This window comes from Desulfosarcina ovata subsp. ovata, assembly GCF_009689005.1.
GTDB classification, from domain to species: domain Bacteria; phylum Desulfobacterota; class Desulfobacteria; order Desulfobacterales; family Desulfosarcinaceae; genus Desulfosarcina; species Desulfosarcina ovata.
In genome coordinates this window covers 5849554-5873053 of sequence record NZ_AP021879.1, presented here as the reverse complement: position 1 = coordinate 5873053, position 23500 = coordinate 5849554, and the positions used below count along the sequence as shown (strand labels likewise).

Annotated in this window: 23 protein-coding genes; 20 read left to right on the top strand and 3 right to left on the bottom strand. The window is 42.5% G+C overall.

The features are described 5' to 3' along the window. Positions 1 to 128: 128 nt before the first annotated feature. From tnpC (GN112_RS25720) to GN112_RS25705, 4 genes are all read left to right on the top strand, one after another. Positions 129 to 1523, top strand: coding sequence for an IS66 family transposase (tnpC, locus tag GN112_RS25720; protein ID WP_155308543.1), 1395 nt, complete (start codon positions 129 to 131; stop codon positions 1521 to 1523). Positions 1524 to 1782: 259 nt separating this feature from the next. Further along, a complete protein-coding gene (locus GN112_RS25715) occupies positions 1783 to 2382 on the top strand; it encodes a tetratricopeptide repeat protein (RefSeq protein WP_155312791.1) in 600 nt (199 codons plus the stop codon). A gap of 72 nt (positions 2383 to 2454) precedes the next feature. Further along, on the top strand, positions 2455 to 2895 hold the full coding sequence (locus GN112_RS25710; RefSeq protein WP_155312790.1) for a hypothetical protein: 441 nt from the start codon (positions 2455 to 2457) through the stop codon (positions 2893 to 2895). A gap of 173 nt (positions 2896 to 3068) precedes the next feature. Further along, positions 3069 to 3587 carry a winged helix-turn-helix domain-containing protein gene (locus GN112_RS25705; RefSeq protein WP_155312789.1) on the top strand — a complete coding sequence of 173 codons (519 nt, stop codon included), beginning with the start codon at positions 3069 to 3071 and terminating at the stop codon, positions 3585 to 3587. Between the two features lie 434 nt (positions 3588 to 4021). On the opposite strand, the gene GN112_RS25700 is transcribed toward GN112_RS25705, so the two are convergent. Beyond that, on the bottom strand, positions 4022 to 5140 hold the full coding sequence (locus GN112_RS25700) for an IS110 family RNA-guided transposase (protein ID WP_155309156.1): 1119 nt from the start codon (positions 5138 to 5140) through the stop codon (positions 4022 to 4024). Between the two features lie 74 nt (positions 5141 to 5214). On the opposite strand from GN112_RS25700, the gene GN112_RS25695 reads away from it, so the two are divergent. The 10 genes from GN112_RS25695 to GN112_RS25650 all read left to right on the top strand — a co-directional run bounded on the left by GN112_RS25695 (position 5215) and on the right by GN112_RS25650 (position 15161). Beyond that, a complete protein-coding gene (locus tag GN112_RS25695; RefSeq protein ID WP_331457546.1) occupies positions 5215 to 7578 on the top strand; it encodes a preprotein translocase subunit SecA in 2364 nt (787 codons plus the stop codon). 53 nt (positions 7579 to 7631) lie between these two features. After that, positions 7632 to 9335: a hypothetical protein gene (locus GN112_RS25690; RefSeq protein WP_155312787.1), complete on the top strand. Its 1704-nt coding sequence runs from the start codon at positions 7632 to 7634 to the stop codon at positions 9333 to 9335. Between the two features lie 195 nt (positions 9336 to 9530). Next, positions 9531 to 9743, top strand: coding sequence for a hypothetical protein (locus GN112_RS25685; RefSeq protein ID WP_155311983.1), 213 nt, complete (start codon positions 9531 to 9533; stop codon positions 9741 to 9743). Further along, entirely contained in the window at positions 9740 to 10930 is a 1191-nt protein-coding gene (locus tag GN112_RS25680; protein ID WP_155311984.1) for an IS91 family transposase, read from the top strand. The genes GN112_RS25685 and GN112_RS25680 overlap by 4 nt, the downstream gene beginning before the upstream one ends. Then, a complete protein-coding gene (locus tag GN112_RS25675) occupies positions 10927 to 11154 on the top strand; it encodes a hypothetical protein (protein ID WP_155311985.1) in 228 nt (75 codons plus the stop codon). Before GN112_RS25680 ends, GN112_RS25675 begins: the two co-directional genes overlap by 4 nt. 186 nt (positions 11155 to 11340) lie before the next feature. After that, positions 11341 to 13245 (top strand): IS1634 family transposase, encoded by a 1905-nt coding sequence (locus GN112_RS34590; RefSeq protein ID WP_155309797.1) that lies wholly within the window; start codon positions 11341 to 11343, stop codon positions 13243 to 13245. 156 nt (positions 13246 to 13401) lie between these two features. Further along, the gene (locus tag GN112_RS25665) at positions 13402 to 13680 is read left to right on the top strand and encodes a type II toxin-antitoxin system RelE/ParE family toxin (RefSeq protein ID WP_155312786.1); all 279 of its coding nucleotides are present in this window, start codon (positions 13402 to 13404) and stop codon (positions 13678 to 13680) included. Positions 13681 to 13693: 13 nt separating this feature from the next. Continuing rightward, positions 13694 to 14008, top strand: coding sequence for a HigA family addiction module antitoxin (locus GN112_RS25660; RefSeq protein WP_174247676.1), 315 nt, complete (start codon positions 13694 to 13696; stop codon positions 14006 to 14008). Positions 14009 to 14151: 143 nt separating this feature from the next. Further along, positions 14152 to 14619: a DUF5063 domain-containing protein gene (locus GN112_RS25655; protein WP_155312785.1), complete on the top strand. Its 468-nt coding sequence runs from the start codon at positions 14152 to 14154 to the stop codon at positions 14617 to 14619. A gap of 71 nt (positions 14620 to 14690) precedes the next feature. Then, positions 14691 to 15161: a hypothetical protein gene (locus GN112_RS25650; protein ID WP_155312784.1), complete on the top strand. Its 471-nt coding sequence runs from the start codon at positions 14691 to 14693 to the stop codon at positions 15159 to 15161. A gap of 269 nt (positions 15162 to 15430) precedes the next feature. Here GN112_RS25650 and ltrA read toward each other — a convergent pair whose 3' ends face one another. Continuing rightward, positions 15431 to 16744, bottom strand: a complete 1314-nt coding sequence (ltrA, locus tag GN112_RS25645) for a group II intron reverse transcriptase/maturase (RefSeq protein ID WP_231717141.1) — start codon at positions 16742 to 16744, stop codon at positions 15431 to 15433. Between the two features lie 834 nt (positions 16745 to 17578). Here ltrA and GN112_RS25640 point away from each other — a divergent pair. From GN112_RS25640 to GN112_RS25625, 4 genes are all read left to right on the top strand, one after another. After that, on the top strand, positions 17579 to 18154 hold the full coding sequence (locus tag GN112_RS25640) for a hypothetical protein (RefSeq protein ID WP_155312783.1): 576 nt from the start codon (positions 17579 to 17581) through the stop codon (positions 18152 to 18154). Positions 18155 to 18244: 90 nt separating this feature from the next. Further along, the gene (locus GN112_RS25635) at positions 18245 to 18511 is read left to right on the top strand and encodes a hypothetical protein (RefSeq protein WP_155312782.1); all 267 of its coding nucleotides are present in this window, start codon (positions 18245 to 18247) and stop codon (positions 18509 to 18511) included. Positions 18512 to 18609: 98 nt separating this feature from the next. Further along, positions 18610 to 20004: an IS66 family transposase gene (gene tnpC / locus GN112_RS25630; RefSeq protein WP_155308543.1), complete on the top strand. Its 1395-nt coding sequence runs from the start codon at positions 18610 to 18612 to the stop codon at positions 20002 to 20004. A 140-nt stretch (positions 20005 to 20144) separates the two neighbouring features. Next, on the top strand, positions 20145 to 20525 hold the full coding sequence (locus GN112_RS25625; RefSeq protein ID WP_155312781.1) for a DUF2971 domain-containing protein: 381 nt from the start codon (positions 20145 to 20147) through the stop codon (positions 20523 to 20525). 191 nt (positions 20526 to 20716) lie between these two features. On the opposite strand, the gene GN112_RS25620 is transcribed toward GN112_RS25625, so the two are convergent. Further along, the gene (locus GN112_RS25620; protein WP_231717140.1) at positions 20717 to 21367 is read right to left on the bottom strand and encodes a group II intron maturase-specific domain-containing protein; all 651 of its coding nucleotides are present in this window, start codon (positions 21365 to 21367) and stop codon (positions 20717 to 20719) included. 157 nt (positions 21368 to 21524) lie between these two features. Here GN112_RS25620 and GN112_RS25615 point away from each other — a divergent pair, with 157 nt between their 5' ends. Both GN112_RS25615 and GN112_RS25610 read left to right on the top strand, forming a co-directional pair. Continuing rightward, positions 21525 to 22754 carry a site-specific integrase gene (locus GN112_RS25615; protein WP_155308525.1) on the top strand — a complete coding sequence of 410 codons (1230 nt, stop codon included), beginning with the start codon at positions 21525 to 21527 and terminating at the stop codon, positions 22752 to 22754. Next, positions 22751 to 23425, top strand: a complete 675-nt coding sequence (locus tag GN112_RS25610; RefSeq protein ID WP_231716924.1) for a tyrosine-type recombinase/integrase — start codon at positions 22751 to 22753, stop codon at positions 23423 to 23425. Before GN112_RS25615 ends, GN112_RS25610 begins: the two co-directional genes overlap by 4 nt. The last annotated feature ends 75 nt before the right edge of the window (positions 23426 to 23500 follow it).

Below are 23500 nucleotides of genomic sequence, written 5' to 3'. Positions count from 1 at the left end.
CAATCCGGCGCACTTTTTTCGCTCCGCTAACCTCTCGTAATTTCAATATTTTTATACAAAATCAATAACTTATTGAAATAATTAAAAATATCTAGACTTTCCATTTCTAGTATGCTATCGTGCTTTTCATGAAGCCCGATAGACCCATTTCAGATGCCGATTGGCAAGCTACTGCTGAACCGGTACGCCAGTACATCGTTTCTTTGGAAGATGAGCTGCGGGCGATTAAAACTCAAAACGACAAGCTGGAGAAAAACAACGAGAAGCTTGAAAAGCAAAAACGCCAAAACTCGACCAACTCCAGCAAACCGCCCTCATCCGATCCGCCCTATAACAAACCCAAACGCGAAAAGCCCAAAGGCGAACGCAAGCCGGGCGGACAAAAAGGACACCCGGGGCATGGGCAAATGCTGCTAACGCCCAACAATACTCAAAATGTGATGCCCGAGTGCTGCGGTTGCGGTCTCCATTCATCGGATTGGGATAATCTGCGACCCTTTCATACTCACCAACATATCGAATTGCCTGAAATCGAGATGGACATCACCCATTTTGTTCTGCACCAAGGTCAATGCCCTGGGTGCGGCAAGATTGTCAAAGCACAGGTTCCGGAGGCGTTTAGCACCGGCTACGGCCCGCGGTTTTGTGCGTTTATCGCCGAACTGAGTGGTATCAAGGCCATGAGTCGGAGAAATGTGCAGCAACTGGTCCACTCCGTGTTTGATATCAAAATCGCCACCGGCACGATCCAAAAGGTTATCGACCGCGCTTCCGAGGCCATTGCCTCCACCTATGAGCGTATCGGCCAGGTGGCCCGCAGCAGTGAGTGCAACTTCATCGATGAAACCAGTTGGTTTAAAAAGCACAATCTGCAATGGCTCTGGGTAATGGTCAATACGATGGTGGCCTTTTTCCGCATCGATCCGAAAAGATCCAAACAGGCCTTTCTCGAACTGATCGCCGACTGGAAAGGCATCTTGATCAGCGATGGTTATCGCCTTTATTGCAAATGGGTCCATGGCCGGCAAACCTGCCTGGCCCATTTGATCCGAAAGGCCAAGGCGTTAATCGAGAGTAGAAAACTCAACGAAAGGCGAGGCGGCAAGTTAATCTTGGCACATTTGAATACCCTGATCGAATTTTCAAAAAACAAACCGCCACCTTTAAAATGGGAGCGTTTTTATAACTCCTTGTTGCTCATCCTCAGCCTTTTTGAAGACGACACCGACGGTGCCGGTCGCCTGGCCAGGCAAATAATACGAGAAATTGACGCATTGTGGACCTTTCTCGAACATGATGGCGTCGAACCCACCAACAACCGTGCCGAACGCTCTCTGCGCTTTGGCGTGCTATGGCGCAAATGTAGTCTGGGAACGCAAAGCGACAAAGGCAACCGCTGGGTCGAACGAATCTTGTCTGTAAAAGAAACCTGCCGACTGAGAGATAAAGCCACATTTCCGTTTATAGTCGAATGCCTGGAATGTTACTTTGCAGGCATCTCTGTTGATGTGAGTTGGATCTAAGCCTCTCTTCAGCTAATAGCCCCGTGACCGTTTACGATAGCATTGATAAAAGAATGGAAAAGATGAAAAAAAGAAAAGAAATTATTGAGCAAGCTTTTGATGAGTATTATTAATTTCCGTATAACCACTGCTTTCACACTCGACCGGGCGGGTCCAGGCATTTTTTGGGTAGCCTTTTTTTCATTTATTTCTAAAGTTTTTTGACCCATCCCCCTTACCCACCGCCCGGCCGGTGAAGCAATCGTTAGCTATATGCAATATGGAAAAAATACGCAAAAAAAGATTGTCTGAAATAATAGATGCTTGGTCTGAGTTAAAGAGTGCATATGGTATTGAGATAGCGAGAAGATATCTCTCAGAATTTCCGAATGACGGCGTCGCAATGGTTTATCTTGGAATGATGTATGCAGAAATTCATCGCTACAATGAATCCACATCAATATTAAAAAAGGCAATTCGTAACTTACCAAACAGTGGATATGAAATTGCCAAAGCTTACAGTGCTCTTGGATATCTATATCAGGAGAAAGGAAATTTTCGTACAGCGGAACGTTGGTATCGAAAGGCACTAAATGAAGAACCTAAAAATCCATTTCACCATCAACATGTTGGCGAAATATTAAACATTCAGGGTGACTTTGATAGTGCAGAGAAATATTTTCGATCTGTAACTGATATGCCAACAAGTAGATTGAATGACCAAGCATATTTAGAATTAGGTAGAGTCTTAAAATCGAAGGAAATGTATAGTGAAGCGCTCGATTGTTTCAAAAAAGCATTAACATACGGCGCGGATCAGGAATGTATTGACGAAGAAATATTTGACGTTAAAGAGGCAATCAGAATTATAACCAGCTAACCTATCACTTGTGTCGGACTCGGTTCCCTCGCCGCACAGCTTGACGTTAGGGCAAATTAAAGGTAACTTTGAATGGATATATTTTTAATATTCCCTATTGTAATATCAATTGTTGCAGTAGCCATTGCATATTATTCCTTCGTCGATAACAGACAGCTATTAAAATGGTCAACAAGCTATACAAGGCTTCGAGAAGCGGAATCCTTGATTAAAGATAATCCTGAATTATTAGATCTTTACAGCGTCGATGAAAACCTATTAAAAAGATGTAATACAAATGCTCAAGAAATCGCATATATGCTGTCGATTCTACGAACCATGCAAGAGTTGTATCGGTTTCAAAAAAATGCAGGTTTATCTCCATATCTCAAGAAAATATTCGAGAGTCAGAAGGTTGTTCTAATTTGGGAAGAAATTATCTTTAATAGGTTTGTATTTAGGACTAAATTTGTGGATGACTTGAATAATTATGTTCGCGAGGGTACTCTTCAAAAAGATACCAACTACGAATGAATATAGCTTCATTGAAATTTCTTGTAACCCTAACCTGTCATTTAAGTGGGACCGGGAAATGCTGTGCCGACTTTCAAATTTATGTTGGGTCGAACTTTATGTCTTTTGCATAGTTTTCGGTTATCGCCTCCCGGCCCCTTAATTCTGCGTTCGGTTTCAAAGAAGGTAAAAAAATGACAAACCAAAATCTCCCCCAACACTTTCGTTTTATCAGTCCTATAATTCAAGTCCTAAGGTCACTTGGAGGGTCTGGACGATCATCAGAAGTTACAGATTTGGTAATTGAAAGATTAAACATATCTGAGGATGAACTCGAAGACCTCCTTCAAAGCGGCCAATCGAGAATAAAAAACCAAATTCATTGGGCAAGAATGGTTCTCGTAAAAATTGGGTTTATCGATTCTTCACAAAGAGGTGTTTGGAGCCTAACTGAAAAAGGCTTTAACACGGATTTATCGAAAGATGATTTGCTTAGTCTTTACCACAATCGTAGGCAATGGATGGGCATAGGTGACCGCAAACAAAAAAAGGAAGTAGAATTAACTGCCCAAGAAATAACTGATGATGTTGAAAATGATAACTTACAGGAATCAATTGATTATAAAGCTGATATGGTTGAACACTTGTCAAGAGAAAAACCTATCCATACCCAAAAAACTTGGGCCAATAATTTTCATCGAGCGTTTGGATAGAGGCGGGGTCTGCAATAACGACGGTAGAGCACTCTGATATTCGCGGATTGGATACCGCATGACTAGGCTTCGTCGTGGAGCTGCCTCGGTCTAAAGACGGGAGTTTCGGCCTGAAGGCCTATTCCGATAGCTTTTTCGAGGGTTCTCCAAACCGCGACCGCGCCCCTATCCAAAAGCTCGATGGCTATATTTGTTCTTTGATAAAGCCGATCCTTTCTTGAGCATTTTTAAAATCAATAAGTTCTTTTTCTATTTGCATCATCGATTATAGAGAAGTACTTATCCAGCTTCTTGAGCCGGAGCAACAGTCGCGCTTCTCTCGCCGTCGCTAATTCCCACCCAGCGTGGAAAGTCAGGGCTGTCAAGGCTGCGACCTTAGGGAGCACCCTTTAGGGCTTGGCCTTGATAGGCCTGGGTTTCCACGCTATAACAAATCATCTTTCAGCGGCCACGATTGGAACAGCCCGGGCAATGGCCCAGATGAAACCGGCCAACTCGCGTGCAATCGCGGTGATGACCACGTTATGGTTTTTGCCCTTTGCAATCAACCTGCGGTAGCGGTGGCATAGTCGTAGCTGTGCATTCCAGGCAATATCCAAAACATCGTCCGGCAAGCCTTCCTGGCGTTTACGGATCGCCTTACTTTTCCGGGCCGGCATACGATAGGCCTGAGCCGATTCGATCAACGTCCTGCGGGCATGGGTATTGCCGGTTTTGGTAATGGGGCCTTTTTTGATGGTGCCACCGCTTGAATGCTCCGATGGGATCAGACCCAAATAGGCCATCAGCTGTGCCGGCGTATCGAAACGGCTCAGATCCCCCAGTTCAGCGACGACGGTCACCGCGCTGAGCAAAGAAATCCCCCTGAGCGCTTGCAGAGCCTCGATAACCGGAAGCAGTCGACTGGTTTGGCAACATTGCTCAATCGCTTTTTCGATGCGCTTAACGCGGGCCTCATGGTCTTCCATGGCGTCCAGGTATTCGGTAAGGGCAATATGCTGGGCAGGATGCTGCATTTTCAGCTCCGCCAGCCAATTTAAATGAGCTTTACCCCATTTGCTTTTACCTGGATAACTGATTCCTTGTCGCAATAAAAAGGCATTGATCTGTTGTTTGACTTTGCGGAGCGATATTTGGATGTCTTTTCGTGCACGTACCAGGTCACGAAGCGCTTCATCGGCCTGATCGGGGACATACACCGGCGTCAGTTCTCCGGAACGGTGGAGCGTCGCCAGGTGGGTTGCATCACGGCGATCATTCTTAACCCGATCACCTGTTTTTTTGGGGATCAACGCTGGAGCAACGACAACGCAATCGATCCCCTTGCTTGTTAAATGCCTATAGATCGGATATCCGCACGGACCTGCTTCGTAAACACAATGCAATTCGGCGTTTTGTGAAATCAGTTTTCGCATGACGTTATCAATCTGCCCCAGGTCGTTGCTGATTTTTCCATACACTCGAACGTTTCCGTCACGTCCTTCATCGGCGATAGCAATGGTAATCGAATCTTTGTGGACATCTAAACCAACATACTTTACTATCTTGTTCATGGCCTGCCTCCTTGATTTTGGCTCTGTAGTTAGGTTTTTTACGGACCGCTCACTATAACCCACGTTTTCAAGGTTTGGCAGGCCTTTTTATTGCCGTCTTGGTTAACGTTCAACCATATTGTCTAAAACAATCTATTAAATTGAAAAATAACCTTTCTGATTTGTATTCCATATTACGAGTGAGTGAAATGCAATATTTTATCGAAGGCCTAGTATGTTTCAAGGAAACATGCAAAAGAACACTAGGTGAGATTCCTTACGATGAGCAACTTTGCGCTGGAATGGCTTTGTTTAGTGGTAAAATTGTTGACATGCCTAACGGGGAAGGCAAAACCCTATCAGGTGCTGTTGCGGCCTTTTTAAAATATATTGCTAATAGGAATGTACACATGGTCACCGCGAATGAGTACTTGGCAAAAAGAGACGCTGAGTGGATGGGGCCGTTATATCACTCTCTGGGTATAACCGTTGCTCTTTTGCAAGATAAAAAATACTTCGCCTCAAACAATGATTCGGATGAATTCCAATTGGTGGACTGTTCAAATACAAAAGCATATAATTGTGATGTGATTTATGGATCTGCTAATGACTATATTTTCAACTATCTTAGAGACAATTTAGAAATTGATATTGAGCAGATGGTAGACACGAACTTTAATTCGGTTATTATTGATGAGATCGATAGCATTCTAATTGACGAGGCCAGAACGCCTTGTGTTATCTCAAAAGATTCGCAATCAGATAAGGAAAGATTTATACTTGCTAATCAGATAATGTCCGAAATTTTAGAAGAAATTAATGATTATTTCATTAACTACAAGGACAAGACCATTGAGATAAACCAGTGTGGCATTTCGAAGTTAGAAAAAATCCTAAATGTGTCCAATATCTATGATCCCAGGTTGTTAAAAGACAATAAACTCCGCGGATTCATTCCAGCAATGGAGAATGCTATTAAGGCATACAAGCTGTACCATGAAGATATTGACTATTTTATTCAAAACGAGAATGTTGTTATTATAGATGAGCTAACAGGGAGGCCCAGATACAACTCTAAATTTGGAGGCGGGCTACACCAAGCGCTTGAACTAAAGCATGAATTGCCTCTTTCCACAGAAACCGTCGAAATCGCAAAGATTACCTTTCAAAAATATTTCCAAAAATACAAAGCCTTGTCCGGAATGTCAGGTACGGCAGCATATGATGAGGCGGAATATGACCAGTTATATGGTAAAGATGTTGTTTGTATTCCCTCTCGATTTAATAAACTTCGAATTGATAAAAATGATCTGATTTATAGAACAAAAGAAGAACTATATGAATCGGCTGTAGATTTGATCCAACGAATCAATAGAACGGGGCAGCCCATTTTAATTGGCACACTCTCATTAGCAGCAGCTGAGCAATTAGCAAATAGACTACGTTCTGTCAGTATTCGATATGAATTGCTACATGCAAAACATCACATGATGGAATCAGAAATATTAGAAAACGCAGGCAAAATAGGTGCAGTCACAATAGCTGCAAAAATGGCCGGACGAGGCACTGACATAAAAATTGAAAGTGCTGTTGAAAGAAGTGGTGGTCTTTTTGTTTTAGGAATTGAAAGGCAGGAATCAAGACGCATAGACAGTCAATTAAAGGGTCGTACTGCAAGGCATGGCAAACCAGGGGTAACGCAGTTTGCACTTTCATTAGAAGATGAATTTCTTCTGATCTTTGGGGGTGAAGTAATTGGGCGCATGATGGAAAAGTTAGGAATGGAGGATGGCGAGGCCATTGAAAACCGGTTAATCAGCAAAGCAATCAACAATGCACAAAATAAAGTTGAAAGGCATAATTTCCTCATTCGAAAGAATCTTTATGAATACGATAACATACTCGATAAACATCGAAATGAAATCTATGGTTTAAGAAAAACAATACTTATTCAGGAAGATGCTTTCGATTCTCTAAATACCATCATTACTAATATAATAAATCGTAAATTAATTTTTTTTAATCGTAAATTATCTAAAAAAAACTTTGAAGATCTATTAAGAGATATATCATATCTCGTAGGTCAGGAAATTGTTAATTCTTTTGTGAGCAGAAAACAGCTATTGAAAAAAGAAGTATTCGTCTGGACGATCAACGTTTTGATTGGACTTATTGAAAAGAAAAAGAAAGAAATAGGAAGTGGCGAATTTTCGAATCTATTTCGCTTTATAACTCTTCAGACAATTGATAATTGCTGGTCAAAGCATTTGTTGGCTATAGATACCCTTAAATCAAAAATGTCAATGAATATATATAGAAAAATGGATTTTATCGATTGGTATAATATAGAAAGCAGCAAACTATACGACAGCCTTATTGAAGCCATTGAGGCAGAGTCCTTAGCAATCTTATTACGTGTTAAACTTGTAGAACAAGGCCAGTTGCAAGAATTAAGTTAGTTTCGGAAATTTTTATTTTTTATTGAGTAACATGATAAAGATGGAGAAAAGACGTGTGGCCAAAACTCCAAGAAGAGCGTTATTTTAAAAAATGGGGTTTTCCCCTTTTACTCGGTATAACCTCAAAGGAATACTGGTTCAATATTTTCAAAATAAGCTTTTGGTGTGCAGCGTATGTATTAGGAGTTCAATATTTTCAGATCCCTTTTACGGATAAAAACGTCGCTTCACGGGTTATCCAAGACTGGTGGCTTTTGGATCTATTCGATGCCTTTTTAACTGGTTTCGCTTTGAGAAACGCCAGCATTTTTTCTTTAGGTTTGCTATCGTCCTTTGTTGTTGGTTATAAACTATCGCTTAAGGGGGATTCTTCTAATATAAAGAAAATCACCAAATTTGAGCTTACATATTTGTTAACTCTTTCAATTCTTACCACTATATGGTTTTTCCGTTACGGTGTGGTTGCTTCAGGTATTATGAGCACTATTTGCGTTTTTTTCTTTATACTGATAGGCGGTTTTTTATGCCGATTTATTTCCCTAAAATTAATTGATTTAGAGTTCGGATTGCCTTGCCTTATTGGATTAATAATCCTTTACCGGTTTATTCTTGCAAATATTATTACTGGTGCCTATTTAAAAATTGGGATCGTATTTGGAACGCTATGCTTTCTAAATTTTGTCCATTTGCTTGTAATAAGAAAAAGCTTTAAAGCTATCGTCTGGAACATTTCCGGCAGGCAGTTTGAAAGAAGTGCCTTTTCTTTCCCCTTCATTGGTGATAAGATATTCATCAATTTTATTAATGGCTCTGTTTTTTATTCAATCTTAGTCTTTTCATTTATATCTTTTATTATAACGAAGATACAACCGCCAAAAGATAGCCCTTTTTTTGTATCGAGCATTGCTTTTCTTATCATTTCTATACTATTCATTCTGTTCCGAAGTCCAGAAGTATCAGGTGTTATATCTAAATTTGATCCTACAATCATTGCGAAATCACTTAAACGCGAATATTGGGTATTCGATAAAATAAGGCCGGGCGAAGAAACCGTTCAATATTTATCAAAAATTTATAAGGGAATTACAATCAGAAGTTTTTTTTATTGCCTGTTCGTTATGGCCGTAATGCTTGGGCAATGGATACTTTATCAATATTTGCAAAAAGGTGATTATCTATTTGATTATGGTATATTCGGCTTAATTTTATTATTCATGGCAACATATCAAATACCAAATATGCTTCTTAAGTTTAATCACCATGGTAAAATCCTCTATTCAAAATTGAAGAATAAACACATCATTTCTTCAAACAAGGAGCTGTCAATTATAAACCCAAACCCTGATTATTCCACATTAAATTTAGACGAAATTGTTATTAATTTGGTTGATTCGCGTTTCAGAGAAGATGCCATTCGTATCCTAGACAGCTGCAAAACTCGAAAAGATTATATCAAGGCTATCGTTATACTAACAAAGTATATTACAAAAGAAAAGGAATTAAGCTTAGCTCAAATAGTCTTATCTATGATTCAAATATTCGGTAGTGTCTTCATTTTTTCTGTATTGGTTTTTGGTGCTACTGGCATTGCTCTGAAGTTGTTTAATTTAAATATCGCCCTGTCAAATAAAGATTATTATTTTGTTATGTTAACATTTATATCGTTTTGGATAGCTTTATCTGTTTCAATCTTTGCGTGGTGTCACCCTGAACTTTTAAAACAAATAAAGCGGAATTTAAGAAAAATAAATTTTTGATCCATTAAAAAAATATTCTGTAATATAAGAACAAGCCAACAACAGCTTCCAGCAGACCGCCAGGGCCGTGCCGTTTTAGAAAGATTCGTTTTCTTCAAGGTCCTGTCCTTTTGAGTTATTTACATTTACAGCTGGCGGCTGCTGAAGCTGAGCGTTGGACGAATGCTGCCGAGCAGCAGGAAGTAGATTGAAAGAATGGGCAAAGGAAAGCGACTTAAGAAGTTGAGAAGAACATCCGAAGCATCCTTTTCTGATAAGTTTCAGGAGACGTTTACCAGGAACTTCCAGAAAGAGGTGAAAAACTCTGAATTGTGGGATGAAATTGTTGCCCAGTATGGTGAAAAACGTGCCCTGGAAATCATCAGGGAATGTAAGGCGGAAGTAAAGACAGACATGGAAATAAAATGAAAGCCGGGATTGTTCAGCAGATATTCAACGATCATTTCGAGGAATACCGGAAAGGCCGCATTTTAGATGGCCGGCAGTGGCGGGCGGCCTGGGACATCATGACCTGCCAAACTCCTGAAAAGGGGTTTCATGTCGATGAATGCCCGAACGGCGACTATCGGGTGATCCTGCCCAATTCGTGCAAGAACCGGTCTTGTCCCCAGTGCGGCTCGACCGAGACCCAATTGTGGCTTGAGCGCAGACGGTCCCAGGCGCTTGATTGCCCCTACTTTCATGGTGTGATTACCATCAGCCATGACCTCCACCCCATCTGGGCGGTAAATCGCCGGTTGTTCACCGGCCTTATGATGCAAAGCGCATGGCATTCATTACGTGAGATGCTTGCTGACTTGCGATGGTTGGGCGGGCTTCCCGGCGTCATCGCCGTATTCCAAAGCTGGGACGATCACCTTAACAAGCATTGTCACCTGCATCTGATCATCACCGCCGGGGGATTGAACGATGATGGTCGGTGGGTAAGCGCGAAGAAAGACATGTTGGTGTATACGCCGGCGTTGGCATCCAAGTTCAGGGGCAAGTTTCTCGATTATCTTAAAGAAGGCTTCAACCCTTTGACCAAAACGGGTCGACGGAAGCCGTCGGATCAAGTGCTGACCCCTCCACCGGGCAAGAGCGTTCAGCAATGCTTGAACCTGCTCAACAAGCTGGGACGGGTTAGCTGGCACGCTGAAATCAAGCCGGCTTACGAACATGCCAACGGCGTTTTCAAATACGTCGGGCGGTACATCCGCCGGGGGCCGATCTCTGAAAAGCGGATTGTGGGTTATGATGGGGATACGGTAACCATCGCCTATGCGCATCCGGAAAAGCATGATCAACTGACATTTAAGTTGGATGCACAGACGTTTATCCGTCGTCTGTTGGATCATGTTCCGGAGAAAGGAACGCATCTGGTCAGATCCTACGGTCTTTTCCATCCAACCCAGTTGGAAAAACTGAATCTGGCACGAGCGTGTCTGGGCCAAAAGGCGTATATCCCCGGAATTGAGCGACCGACGACCATTGAGTTGCTGCGCCAAATGTTCCCGGATCTTTCTGAAACCCGTTGTCCGCATTGCGGGGAGATCCTTCGAACCGTTTTTGTCTACCGCGGCGGCCATACCGAGCCCTGGAGACTGGCCGCATGACACAATCAACGTCCACTTCTTCAACCGATGCAGATCGCATATGGCATCGTTGCGCCAAAAACATGGGAAAGCCGGCTGCATTTATACAAGTTCACCCGCGTTTAAACGATTTTTCCTCACACATGGATCAACATTGTGTGAAACTGGCAGGCATGGCATCAGAAAGAGCTTGTTTTGGAAGATTTGGGCTTTCAGAAAAATCCATATACTGGATTCCCGTTTGACGCATCGTCCAACCAACAGGATGATGCTGACAAGCCTGGTCTTGGTTCTTAACCCATCTTTGTCACTTTTTTCCGGAAAATTGCTGAAGAACCGCGTTTTTTACTACATATGAAATTATTTTATTAATAATTACAATATGTTGAAATTTTGCCGGCCAAAGTAGTGCCATAAAATTCACCGAAGTATTGACAATCGGTGTTTTTTCTGTAATTCAAGATGGCATGTATATCCGACGAACAACAATTAAGAGCAAAAAAGATGGCGAAACATATTTCACTCATCGCCTTGTTGAATCAGTTAGAGTTGGAAATAAGGTGAAGCAGCGCACTATTATAAATCTCGGTAAAAATTTTCCTTTTCCACGAGAACAATGGCCAGATATTGCTTGTCGTGTTGAGGGAATTATTAATGGTCAATCAAGTTTGTTTAAATTGCCGGAAAAAATTGAGCAAGCCGCACAGCATTATGCTGCACAAATCATACAAACCCGGTCGAGTCAAAACAACAATACAGACAAAAACGATAGTATAGATGCCCCCGATTACCGTTTGATTGATATCGATAGTCTTGAACTTATAAGACCGCGTAGCGTTAGTATTGAACATGTATCACATGAAACATTTCTCAAATTACAATTGGATAAAATATTTGAAGGTCTTGGATATAATAATCATCAAATAGCAGCTGCAATCGGAAGTATAGTTGGTCGAATGGCGGTTCCCGGCAGTGAGTTATCAACGCATTACTGGCTGCAAAATCGAAGCGGTTTAGGCGAATTAATCGGCTATGACTATGAAAGTATGTCGCTAAAACGAATCTATGAAATATCTGACCGTATTTACAAAGACAAAGAAGCGATTGAAAGGCATTTATACAACCGAGAACGTTTTTTGTTTGGTTTTGAAGAAATAATTACACTTTATGATTTGACAAACACATTTTTTGAGGGAAGCTGTAAGTATAATGAACTTGGCAAGCATGGAAAATCAAAAGAAAAACGCTCAGACTGTCCCTTGGTAACTTTGGCTTTAGTTTTGGACAGTAGCGGCTTTCCAAGAAGAAGTAAAATATTTTCCGGAAACGTTAGTGAGCCATCAACACTGGAAGAAATGATTTCAAGCTTGAATAAACCATCAGAAAGTTCATTAGAAGACGATAAGCAGATGAGTGTTTTTGATAAAAAGAAACCAGTTGTCGTAATGGATGCCGGGATAGCAACAAACGATAATGTACAATGGTTGCAGGCGAATCATTACCGATACCTTGTTGTCAGCAGGAAAAGATATAGAGAATTTGATCATGATAAAGCTGTTGAAGTAAAAAGAGATAAGGATTACATTGTTAAAGCGTACAAAAAATATGTCAAGGAAACAGAAGAGACTGAAATTTATTGTCATTCAAGTGAGCGAGAAAAAAAGGATCAGAGCATTCAAAATCGATTTTCAGAAAGATTTGAAGCAGACTTAAAATCATTGAACGATGGTTTAAATCAAAAAGGTCGGCTAAAGATTTATGAGAAGGTTGTTGAAAAAGTAGGACGGCTGAAACAAAAATATACCAAAGCTGCTAAAAATTATGAGATTACCATCCATAAAGATAAAGGATCAAAGAAGGCGACAAAGATTACCTGGAAGATAAAAAAAAATTCTGACTCTTCAGATTCAAATCCAGGCGTTTATTGTTTGAGAACAAACTTGAACGATCTGGATGAAACTATTCTTTGGCGTACATATACGATGTTGACTGATCTTGAAGCTGTATTTCGAAGTTTAAAATCGGAGTTGGGTTTACGGCCGGTGTTTCATCAAATAACGAGGAGAGTAAAAGGACATCTCTTTATCACATTATTAGCTTATCACCACGTTCATACAATCAGGTTTAGACTTAAAGAAAATGGGATTCATACAAGTTGGTCCGATTTGAGAAAAGAATTAGACGGCCAAAATCGAACAACAGCAGTAATGAGAAGTAAAAATGGCGAGACAATACATGTTAGAAAAAGCACAAAAGCAGAGTCTCGTCAACTAAAAATTTATGATGCACTGGGTGTGCCTCATAGTCCAGGAAAAGTGGTAAAATATGAGGTATAAAAAATAAGTAGTGCCATAAACGCCTTAGCGTATGACTCAACTATTAGAAATTACAGTAAATATTAAATTCAAGCGGAAAAGATGGGTTAGCTTCAAAACACTCGCCAACTGATAAAAACCTTGACATGTGTAACCTAAGAGGTTACATCATAAACTATGATTAAATCGTTCAAACATAAAGGACTCGAGGATTTCTTTTATGATGGTAGCAAAAAAGGAATCCGCCCTGAACATGCTGATAAGATAGCAAGAATTTTAGATCGATTGAATGGCGCCAATGATATTATAGACATGAATTATCCTGGGTCATATTTACATAAACTAACGGGAAACCTGAAAGGCCAATATTCGGTAAGAGTGTCTGGGAATTGGCGTATCTTTTTTAAATTCATTGATGGTGATGCATATGTCATTAATTACGACGATTATCACTAAAAGGCGCAATATCATGAGACGAATGAAACGACAACCAACACATCCTGGATACATCCTTAAATTAGACTATCTTGAGCCCTTGGCAATTTCCGTAACAGAAATGGCTTCAAATTTAAATGTATCCAGAAAAACCTTATCAAAAATTTTAAACCAAAAGGGGGCTGTAACGCCTGATATGGCCTTACGGCTTTCAAGAGCTTTTAATACGACACCTGAATTGTGGCTGAATTTGCAAAAGCAGTATGATCTTTGGCAAGCAGAACATTCCTCGAACGACTGGAAGCGTGTCCGTCCACTACCTGACAAACTGCTTCATTCTAACCTATAAAAAGAAAAGCGAACAACCAGCTCCACCAGAGCGCAGGGGCCGTGGCATTCCTGAAGTACGACGTCTTTCTAAAGGTTTTTCTTCTTTTGGAGGATTTTACATTCCACCCTGCGCCTTGGTGAACTGAAGCGTTATCTTTACTTATGAACGATAAAATACAAAATTTTGCAATTGTGGCTGAAAAATATTGTCAATGGGCGGAGTCGCTAACACCCCATGATGAAATTAATTTGAATGATTTGCTTACTCTGTTATCGGAATTGCTTAAGAATGTGCTTTTGATACCTGATGTTGACCCAAGCGATTCTGACGAAGATATTAATAGAATTTCACATGAAGAATGGATGAAAATACATAAATGGTTCACTCCAATACAATTTCAATATGATAGAGAGATCTTTGACCCACATGATTTCAAAGAGGACGAACCAGTAACAGGCGATTTGCATGATGATTTGGCAGATATCTATTGTGATTTGAAACCGGCTCTCTTGCTATATAAAAATGATAAAACTGAAGACGCTGCGTTTGAGTGGAAATCTACATTTGGATACCATTGGGGCGAACACTTATTCTCGGCAATGAGAGCAATATATATGTTTGAAAGATAACCTTTTGCTCCATCAGATTCGGGCCAAAAAGCGGCCCACTCTGGTGAGCAATACGTTGGCAAGAATAGATTATGGAGATAAAAAAAGTATATCAAATAGATCAGTTATTAACAATTATCTCTATAGTTGTTACTACAATTTCTATTGTTATTTCTATGCCACCTTTTGGTATAGATCTTAATAATGTAAGCAAAACCGTCATGATATGTGGCCTGCCCCTAAGAGTCGTATATCTATTTCTTATTGATGGAACACTCGCATATAGATTTGGTTTTTTATTTTTTTTAATAGGAAATAGGTTTTCTACAACCATTGAAAATCCAGCAGCTTTTTTGTTAAATATTTTGACAGCAATAGTTAGTTCCTGGGTTACTTTTTTTAATATAGAATTATTTATTTCTAATCAAAGCAGCTTGAGATTTTTAGCTTTAATATTTTGGGGGACTGTTTTTATTATTTTGGGGATTGCACTTTTATATTTCCACCTTAAACGATGTGAACCTTACAATAAGTTTTACTCATCTGCTATTTTGATAACGTAACTGGTAGTTTTTACAATAATGTTTTTTGTGGTTACTAATGGTATTATAATAGATCATTTTAATAAGGATTTTATATTTGAATAAAAATAATTTCAGCAAAACCAAAACTATTCCGCTAATCGTAATGACCAATATATCGTCTTTTTTAGAACGTTTTTCATAGGAAAGGCAGGTGCGCCATCGGGATAGGGAGTGACCTTGCGGCCACCCCCTCCCACACCACCCGGCATACGGATCGCGTACCAAGGCGGTTCGGCTGATCAGGAAGGCTATTGGGCAGGTAGAAACAGTCCTCGTTCGAAAAAGTAACGCGGTGGCAGAGCAAATGCCACCCACTTGACTTTGCTCATGCGCCAGTACTTCTTACGAGCGTTTCCGCAAAGCATGGCGTCCTTATGAGCAATGCCGAGCTTTTCCAGGTTGCGGACCCTGGTCCTTGGGTTTTTCCATTGTTTCCAGACCAGACATCGCAGGCGGCGAATTATCCAGACCTTGATCGACTTGAACACGTACCGGGCTTCTGTCAGGCGGTAGTAGTTCCACCAACCCACCAGATACTGGTTCAGCTCTTTGATAATCTGGTCCAAACTTTTCCCCTTGTTGCGGTTCGTCAGTTCCCGGACCCGCTCCTTGAAACGCGACATTGTTTTCCGGTGGATCCGGATCTTGGTCTGTCCACACATACTGATAAAGGTAAATCCCAGGAATTTGCGGAGCCATGGTCGGCTCACTGCGCTTTTCTCCTCGTTCACCTTGAGCTTGAGCTTCGCGGTGATGAACTTCGTGATGCTCTTGTTCACACGCTCGGCGGCTTTCCGGCTTTTGCAGTAGATCCTGAAGTCGTCAGCATACCTGACGAATTGGTGACCCCGCTTCTCCAATTCCTTATCCAGTTCATCGAGTACGATGTTGGAGAGCAACGGCGACAGAGGACCACCCTGGGGCGTTCCTTCTATGCTGGGACTGACAAGCCCCCCGATCATCGTTCCGGCCGTAAGGTACCGGCGGATCAATTTCAAGACCCGTTTGTCCCGGACCCTGGTGGCCAGCCGGCTTAAAAGCCGGTCGTGGTTAACTCGGTCAAAAAACTTGGACAAATCCATGTCAACCACGTGGGTGTACCCGTCCAGCAGATAGCCTTTGGCTTGTAGGACAGCGTCATGGGCTGATCGTCCTGGTCTGAATCCGTAGCTGTACTCAGAAAAGGTCGGGTCCCAGATCTGCTCCAATACCTGAGCTATCGTCTGTTGGATAAGGCGGTCCAATACCGTGGGGATACCAAGCAGGCGGACACCGCCATCCGGTTTGTCGATCTCCTTCCTTCTGACCGGTAAGGGACGATAATCCCCATTTAGCAGGTCCTGCTTGATCTTCGGCCAGTGCCTTTTCAGGTACCCTTTCAAGTGGTTGGTTTTCATGCCGTCCACACCACCCGGGGCGCCTTTATTGGCAATCACCTGGTTCATTGCTCTGAGCACATTACGTCGTTCGAGAATCAACTCCAACAACTGCTCTCTGCCTCCCAGACTTTCGGCAAGCCGCGACGCTACAAACATTTCCATCTGCTGTGGCTTGATGTTCATAAGTACACGCCTCCTAATGGTCATTTTCATTTACCCGTACCATTCGGGCCGGGCACCGTTCGGGCCTTTCACCGGGGTGAGCCTCCTGTTACGCTTGACCCGCGGGTAGCTCGCGCATCTCGTTTCCTCCGGTTACATTATGCCCTCTGCTGACTCCCGCTGCACGGTGGGCGCACCTTGCGGTTTGCTCACTCGAATGATCTGTCGCCGCTGGCTCCTTTGGTTTCGTGTTCCTCTCCATAGCGGAGTTTGGCTCATCGCCGGTCAGGAGCCGGTCTTCCGACGATGCCGGGGGTTTTGGTGGCCGGAGTTCCCCCTTACCGGCAAATTCACACGACAGTACCCGAGATGCAGCGGGCCTCCCGGGGTAAACACACATCTTTCGGTACGTAAGCGCCGAGTATACGAGCACTGCCTGAGATGGATAGAGGACTTAACCTTGTGTTGCAGGCTGGTCCCACAGATGCGCGCCTGACTCGATTTCTGTTCGTCACCCCGTACCTTCGCGACTGCCCTGCCGCAGCAGGGCGGCTTCCTCCCCAGGCACCGTTGCCGGATACCCAGTTGCCATGTCGCTACACCCTTCGCCTCCATCGGGCTGGGTCTAAGACTTGCCAAGCGATCCAACCGACTGATATGCTTGGCTCACTTTTAAGATGTGTGCCGTGCCCGGCACACAACCAACAGGATGATGCTGACAAGCCTGGTCTTGGTTCTTAATTGATAAATCGAGGATTAATTGCAAGCCGATTCCAAACGGCATCGGCCTTCTATTGAACCCGGCTTGCAGCATATCCTGAACGTTGAACGTTATGAATCAAAAAGGAGATGAAAGTGGAATTTAGAATTAGATTTTTTAAGGTTATTTTATGTGCATTTTTATTGTCCGGGTGTGTCAAATCTATGGCTCTTAAAAATTATTCTGACGTATCCTATTACAGCACAGATGGTGTTGTGGCAGGCAGAAGTCTTACAGCCATCAACGAATTTGTTACAGAGAAAATTGAAATCATCGTTTATTCTGACGGTATTTTTGCATTCCGTGTAAATAGAATACATGAGCCTGGTTCAATGGAAATTCGACTGACACAAGAACAGCAACAAGGTCTTAAAGATGCGTTAAAAAAAGCTCTTACATGGGGAGAAACTGCTAAGAAAGAACAGCTTAACGTATCTAAAAAACTATATGGTTTTAAGGATAATCCTCTGGCTGCCTATGAATCATTAACAGTGTCCTTTATATCCGGTAGCAATGGGAAAACTTGGGGTAGCCATCTTACCTTTGGTCTTACAGAACAATTCGTATTGCTCGAGGATCAGACTTTAAGTCTTATCAGTTATCTTGAAAATGTTGAAGAATATTCAAAAAAAGCAACCAAAACCCAAGAAAAAATGGAACTCCTAAAATAAGGAGATAAACAGCCTATTGCATTTGGGATAACGTCAAAAACTCCCGCCCCGTTTGCCGCTATTCACCTATGTCTTTTAGGAAGGTATTCATTGAATAAAATAAACAACGATGGAACGATTGCCCATTACACTCGGAAAGAATTTCTTGAAAACATTCTGAAGAAAAAACAAATTAAACTTGGTCATGTATCTAATTTAGGTGATCCAAGAGAAAGTTCATTAAGTTGGGTCGATACAGAAAGCATAGGAAGTGAGATTGATTTAAAACAATGGAAACATGTTGAAAAAATAAAAAAAGGTAAGCGTTCACGGGGTATATTGGGCGCTCAATCCGGCGCACTTTTTTCGCTCCGCTAACCTCTCGTAATTTCAATATTTTTATACAAAATCAATAACTTATTGAAATAATTAAAAATATCTAGACTTTCCATTTCTAGTATGCTATCGTGCTTTTCATGAAGCCCGATAGACCCATTTCAGATGCCGATTGGCAAGCTACTGCTGAACCGGTACGCCAGTACATCGTTTCTTTGGAAGATGAGCTGCGGGCGATTAAAACTCAAAACGACAAGCTGGAGAAAAACAACGAGAAGCTTGAAAAGCAAAAACGCCAAAACTCGACCAACTCCAGCAAACCGCCCTCATCCGATCCGCCCTATAACAAACCCAAACGCGAAAAGCCCAAAGGCGAACGCAAGCCGGGCGGACAAAAAGGACACCCGGGGCATGGGCAAATGCTGCTAACGCCCAACAATACTCAAAATGTGATGCCCGAGTGCTGCGGTTGCGGTCTCCATTCATCGGATTGGGATAATCTGCGACCCTTTCATACTCACCAACATATCGAATTGCCTGAAATCGAGATGGACATCACCCATTTTGTTCTGCACCAAGGTCAATGCCCTGGGTGCGGCAAGATTGTCAAAGCACAGGTTCCGGAGGCGTTTAGCACCGGCTACGGCCCGCGGTTTTGTGCGTTTATCGCCGAACTGAGTGGTATCAAGGCCATGAGTCGGAGAAATGTGCAGCAACTGGTCCACTCCGTGTTTGATATCAAAATCGCCACCGGCACGATCCAAAAGGTTATCGACCGCGCTTCCGAGGCCATTGCCTCCACCTATGAGCGTATCGGCCAGGTGGCCCGCAGCAGTGAGTGCAACTTCATCGATGAAACCAGTTGGTTTAAAAAGCACAATCTGCAATGGCTCTGGGTAATGGTCAATACGATGGTGGCCTTTTTCCGCATCGATCCGAAAAGATCCAAACAGGCCTTTCTCGAACTGATCGCCGACTGGAAAGGCATCTTGATCAGCGATGGTTATCGCCTTTATTGCAAATGGGTCCATGGCCGGCAAACCTGCCTGGCCCATTTGATCCGAAAGGCCAAGGCGTTAATCGAGAGTAGAAAACTCAACGAAAGGCGAGGCGGCAAGTTAATCTTGGCACATTTGAATACCCTGATCGAATTTTCAAAAAACAAACCGCCACCTTTAAAATGGGAGCGTTTTTATAACTCCTTGTTGCTCATCCTCAGCCTTTTTGAAGACGACACCGACGGTGCCGGTCGCCTGGCCAGGCAAATAATACGAGAAATTGACGCATTGTGGACCTTTCTCGAACATGATGGCGTCGAACCCACCAACAACCGTGCCGAACGCTCTCTGCGCTTTGGCGTGCTATGGCGCAAATGTAGTCTGGGAACGCAAAGCGACAAAGGCAACCGCTGGGTCGAACGAATCTTGTCTGTAAAAGAAACCTGCCGACTGAGAGATAAAGCCACATTTCCGTTTATAGTCGAATGCCTGGAATGTTACTTTGCAGGCATCTCTGTTGATGTGAGTTGGATCTAAGCCTCTCTTCAGCTAATAGCCCCGTGACCGTTTACAAAAAAAGTATTGGAAATAGGCTAAACATTTTTTGCGCTTGTAGACATATCGAAAACACTGCAGAAAATTGCCTTATAGAATCTGCAACATATGGGAGACCTCGCATGTGGTCACAATATGGCGAAAATTCCAAAGGGTTTTGTATAGTTTTAGACCGTGAATGTTTAACCACCGAATTAAATAAAATGGCCTCAAAAACAGAATATTTAATTTCAGGTGGAGTTGAATATTACGATTGGCTACATTTTGTAAATGGCGGTTCTGTTATCCAGTACTGGAAAAATTTGGATTTATCCAAAATTGATTTATTCGAACTTATAAATGCGAATGACATGTTAAGGTCAATTTATTTTAAAAAAAGCATCGACTGGAGGGATGAGACAGAATATAGATGGATATTATATTCTGAAAATCCCAGAGATGATATATATACAAATAGAAGATTGCATTTTAGGTGTTGTGCTAGGTTTCAATTTTCCTTCTGACAAAATTGAAGATACACGTCAATACTGCAAAGATTTAAAGTGTTCATGCCATATGTTGCAGTATAAACATCCAAAATACGATCTGCTTGAAATTAATTCATATCGGGATAGGGAGTGACCTCGCGGCCACCCCCTCCCACACCACCCGGCATACGGATCGCGTACCAAGGCGATTCGGCTGATCAGGAAGGTTATTGAGCAGGCAGGAATAGTCCTCGTTCGAAGAAGTAACGGTTTGGTAGAGCAAATATCACCCACTTGACCTTGCTCATGCGCCAGTACTTTTTGCGGGCGTTACCGCAAAGCATGGCGTCCTTATGCGCAATGCCAAGCTTTTTGAGGTTTCGGACCTTGGTCCTGGGGTTTTTCCATTGTTTCCAGACAACGCACCGCAGCCGGCGGATGATCCAGCCATTGAGTGACTTGAACAGGTGCCTGGCTTCTGTCAGGCGATAATAGTTCCACCAACCAATCAGGTACTGATTCAGATCTTTGATAATCTGGCTCAGACTTCTCCCTTGATTACGGTTCGTCAGTTCCCGGACTCGCTCCTTGAAACGTGAAATTGTTTTTCGGTGAATCCGGATCTTGGTCTGTCCACACATACTGATAAAGGTAAATCCCAGGAATTTGCGGAGCCATGGTCGGCTCACTGCGCTTTTCTCCTCGTTCACCTTGAGCTCGAGCTTCGCGGTGATGAACTTCGTGATACTCTTGTTCACACGCTCGGCGGCTTTCCGGCTTTTGCAGTAAATCCTGAAGTCGTCAGCATACCTGACGAATTGGTGACCCCGCTTCTCCAATTCCTTATCCAGTTCATCGAGTACGATGTTGGAGAGCAACGGCGACAGAGGACCACCTTATGCAAAGAAAGTAATTATGCAAAGTAAGCCATAAAATTCGTCTTAATTCAAGGGTTTCTTTTTGATTTAATAAGCATAATCTCCGCCAATGAGACTGAGCAAAAGCTCAAAAAATCATTATAAGGAGATACTTTTTATGCAAAAGAAACCATTGGAAGAGCTTTTACAGGATTTGGAGCAGGAGCTACTTCGGCTCGGTTACACCGAAGGCTCCATGAAGTTTTACCGCAACCGTTGGAAGAAAATTATTCAGTTCGCTGAAGGGCGGGATGAGATTTTCTATTCCGAGCAACTTGGAATCGACTATGTCGAACACCACTACCAGATCCTTGAAAAGGATTTTGATAAAACCCTATCCCAGAAGGATACGCAAGAACTCCGCATCATCCGTATGATTGGAGACTTCCAACTCCACCACACTGTTCTTAGACGGTACTATAAACATAGGAAACTGCTTACAGATTCCTATTACATAGGTGTCATCAAGGATTTTAAAAGATACTGTGAGCACAAGGATTATTCCAAAGTAACCGTAAATCATTACGTGAAGCAATCGGAGCGTTTCATGGATTATCTTGTTTCCCAGGGAATCCGTGATTGTCACGATGTCGAGCTTCCTGTTATCAACGGGTATATACGAACACTGGCCGGTTACACCTATAAGACTGTGGAACAAAACATCTGCTCCATACGTTCTTTTTTAAGGTATTTGCAGGAACAGAACATCCTACAAACGGATCTGGCTTCTAAAACACCAATGATTCAGGCTCGTAAACAGACACGCATCCCATCCGTTTGGACGAAAGAAGAGTTGGATGCACTGATAGGCGCCATTGATCGAGGAAATCCAAAGGGAAAACGGGACTATGCCATTATCCTCCTTGCCTGCGTGTTGGGTCTTAGAGTCACTGATATCAAAAACCTCACTTTTGGTTGTTTCGACTGGGGAACGAAGAAACTGACATTTATCCAATCAAAAACAAGGGAAACAGTAACCCTGCCGATTCCTTCCGAAGTTGGATGGGCTGTCATTGATTATCTGAAATACGGCAGGCCAAAAGTGGATTTGCCTGTTCTTTTTGTAAGGCACGTGGCGCCATTTCTTCCCTTTTCGGAAAATGATCATCTGTATCAGATAATCCGTGATTATATGCGGATTGCACATCTGCCTACTTTGAAGAAGCACCGTGGTATGCACTCTCTTCGTCATACGGCAGCTTCAAGAATGCTTGAGCATGACACACCGCTTGCTGTCATCTCGGATATTCTGGGTCATACGGACACGGACGCTACAGCAGTCTATTTGAAGGTGGGCATCAATAAGCTTAAAGAATGCTGTCTGCATACTCCGGAGGTGGGCTCATGAGAAACTACCCGTTCAGAGGTCCATTTGCAGAGCATATCAAAAACCATGTCGGCTTGAAGCAAGCGGTCGGGTATAAATATGAGGCAGAAACGGCGCATCTATCAAGATTTTCCTCCTTTACCGCTGAAAAATATCCCGAAGCATCGATCCTTTCAAAGGAAATAGTATTGGAGTGGTGCTCAAAAAGGAACTATGAGGCACAGGCCAATCAGTGTGCAAGAGCCTCTATCTTGCGGCAGCTTGCCGTGTATATGGAAAATATTGGAATTGGCGCATACGTCCTCCCAAAAGGATATTACCCGGCGGGACAGCAGTATGTTTCTCACATCTATACGGAAAATGAACTGAAACGATTCTTCCATCAGACGGATCAATGCTGCTACGTCGGTGAATGTCCATATCGCCATCTCATCATGCCGGTATTTTTCCGGCTAGTTTACGCCTGCGGCCTTCGGTCTTCCGAAGCAAGACTTCTGAAGGTCGAAAATGTGGATACGGATGCAGGCATACTGAGCATTCATCATTCAAAAAAAGACAATAGCCGTTTGGTTGCCATGTCAGACGAGCTTACCGGTCGATGCCGGAACTACTCTGAAAATGTGCATAACCTTTCAAAGGGGTCTGATTGGTTTCTAAAGTTTCCCCTTTTTGAAAGCAGCCCGGCGGGGTGAGTACTACTGAAGAATATTAATATTTCCTGTAATAACAGATGGTTAGCAAAATGGCGGTCGCCTGTAACCTATTGA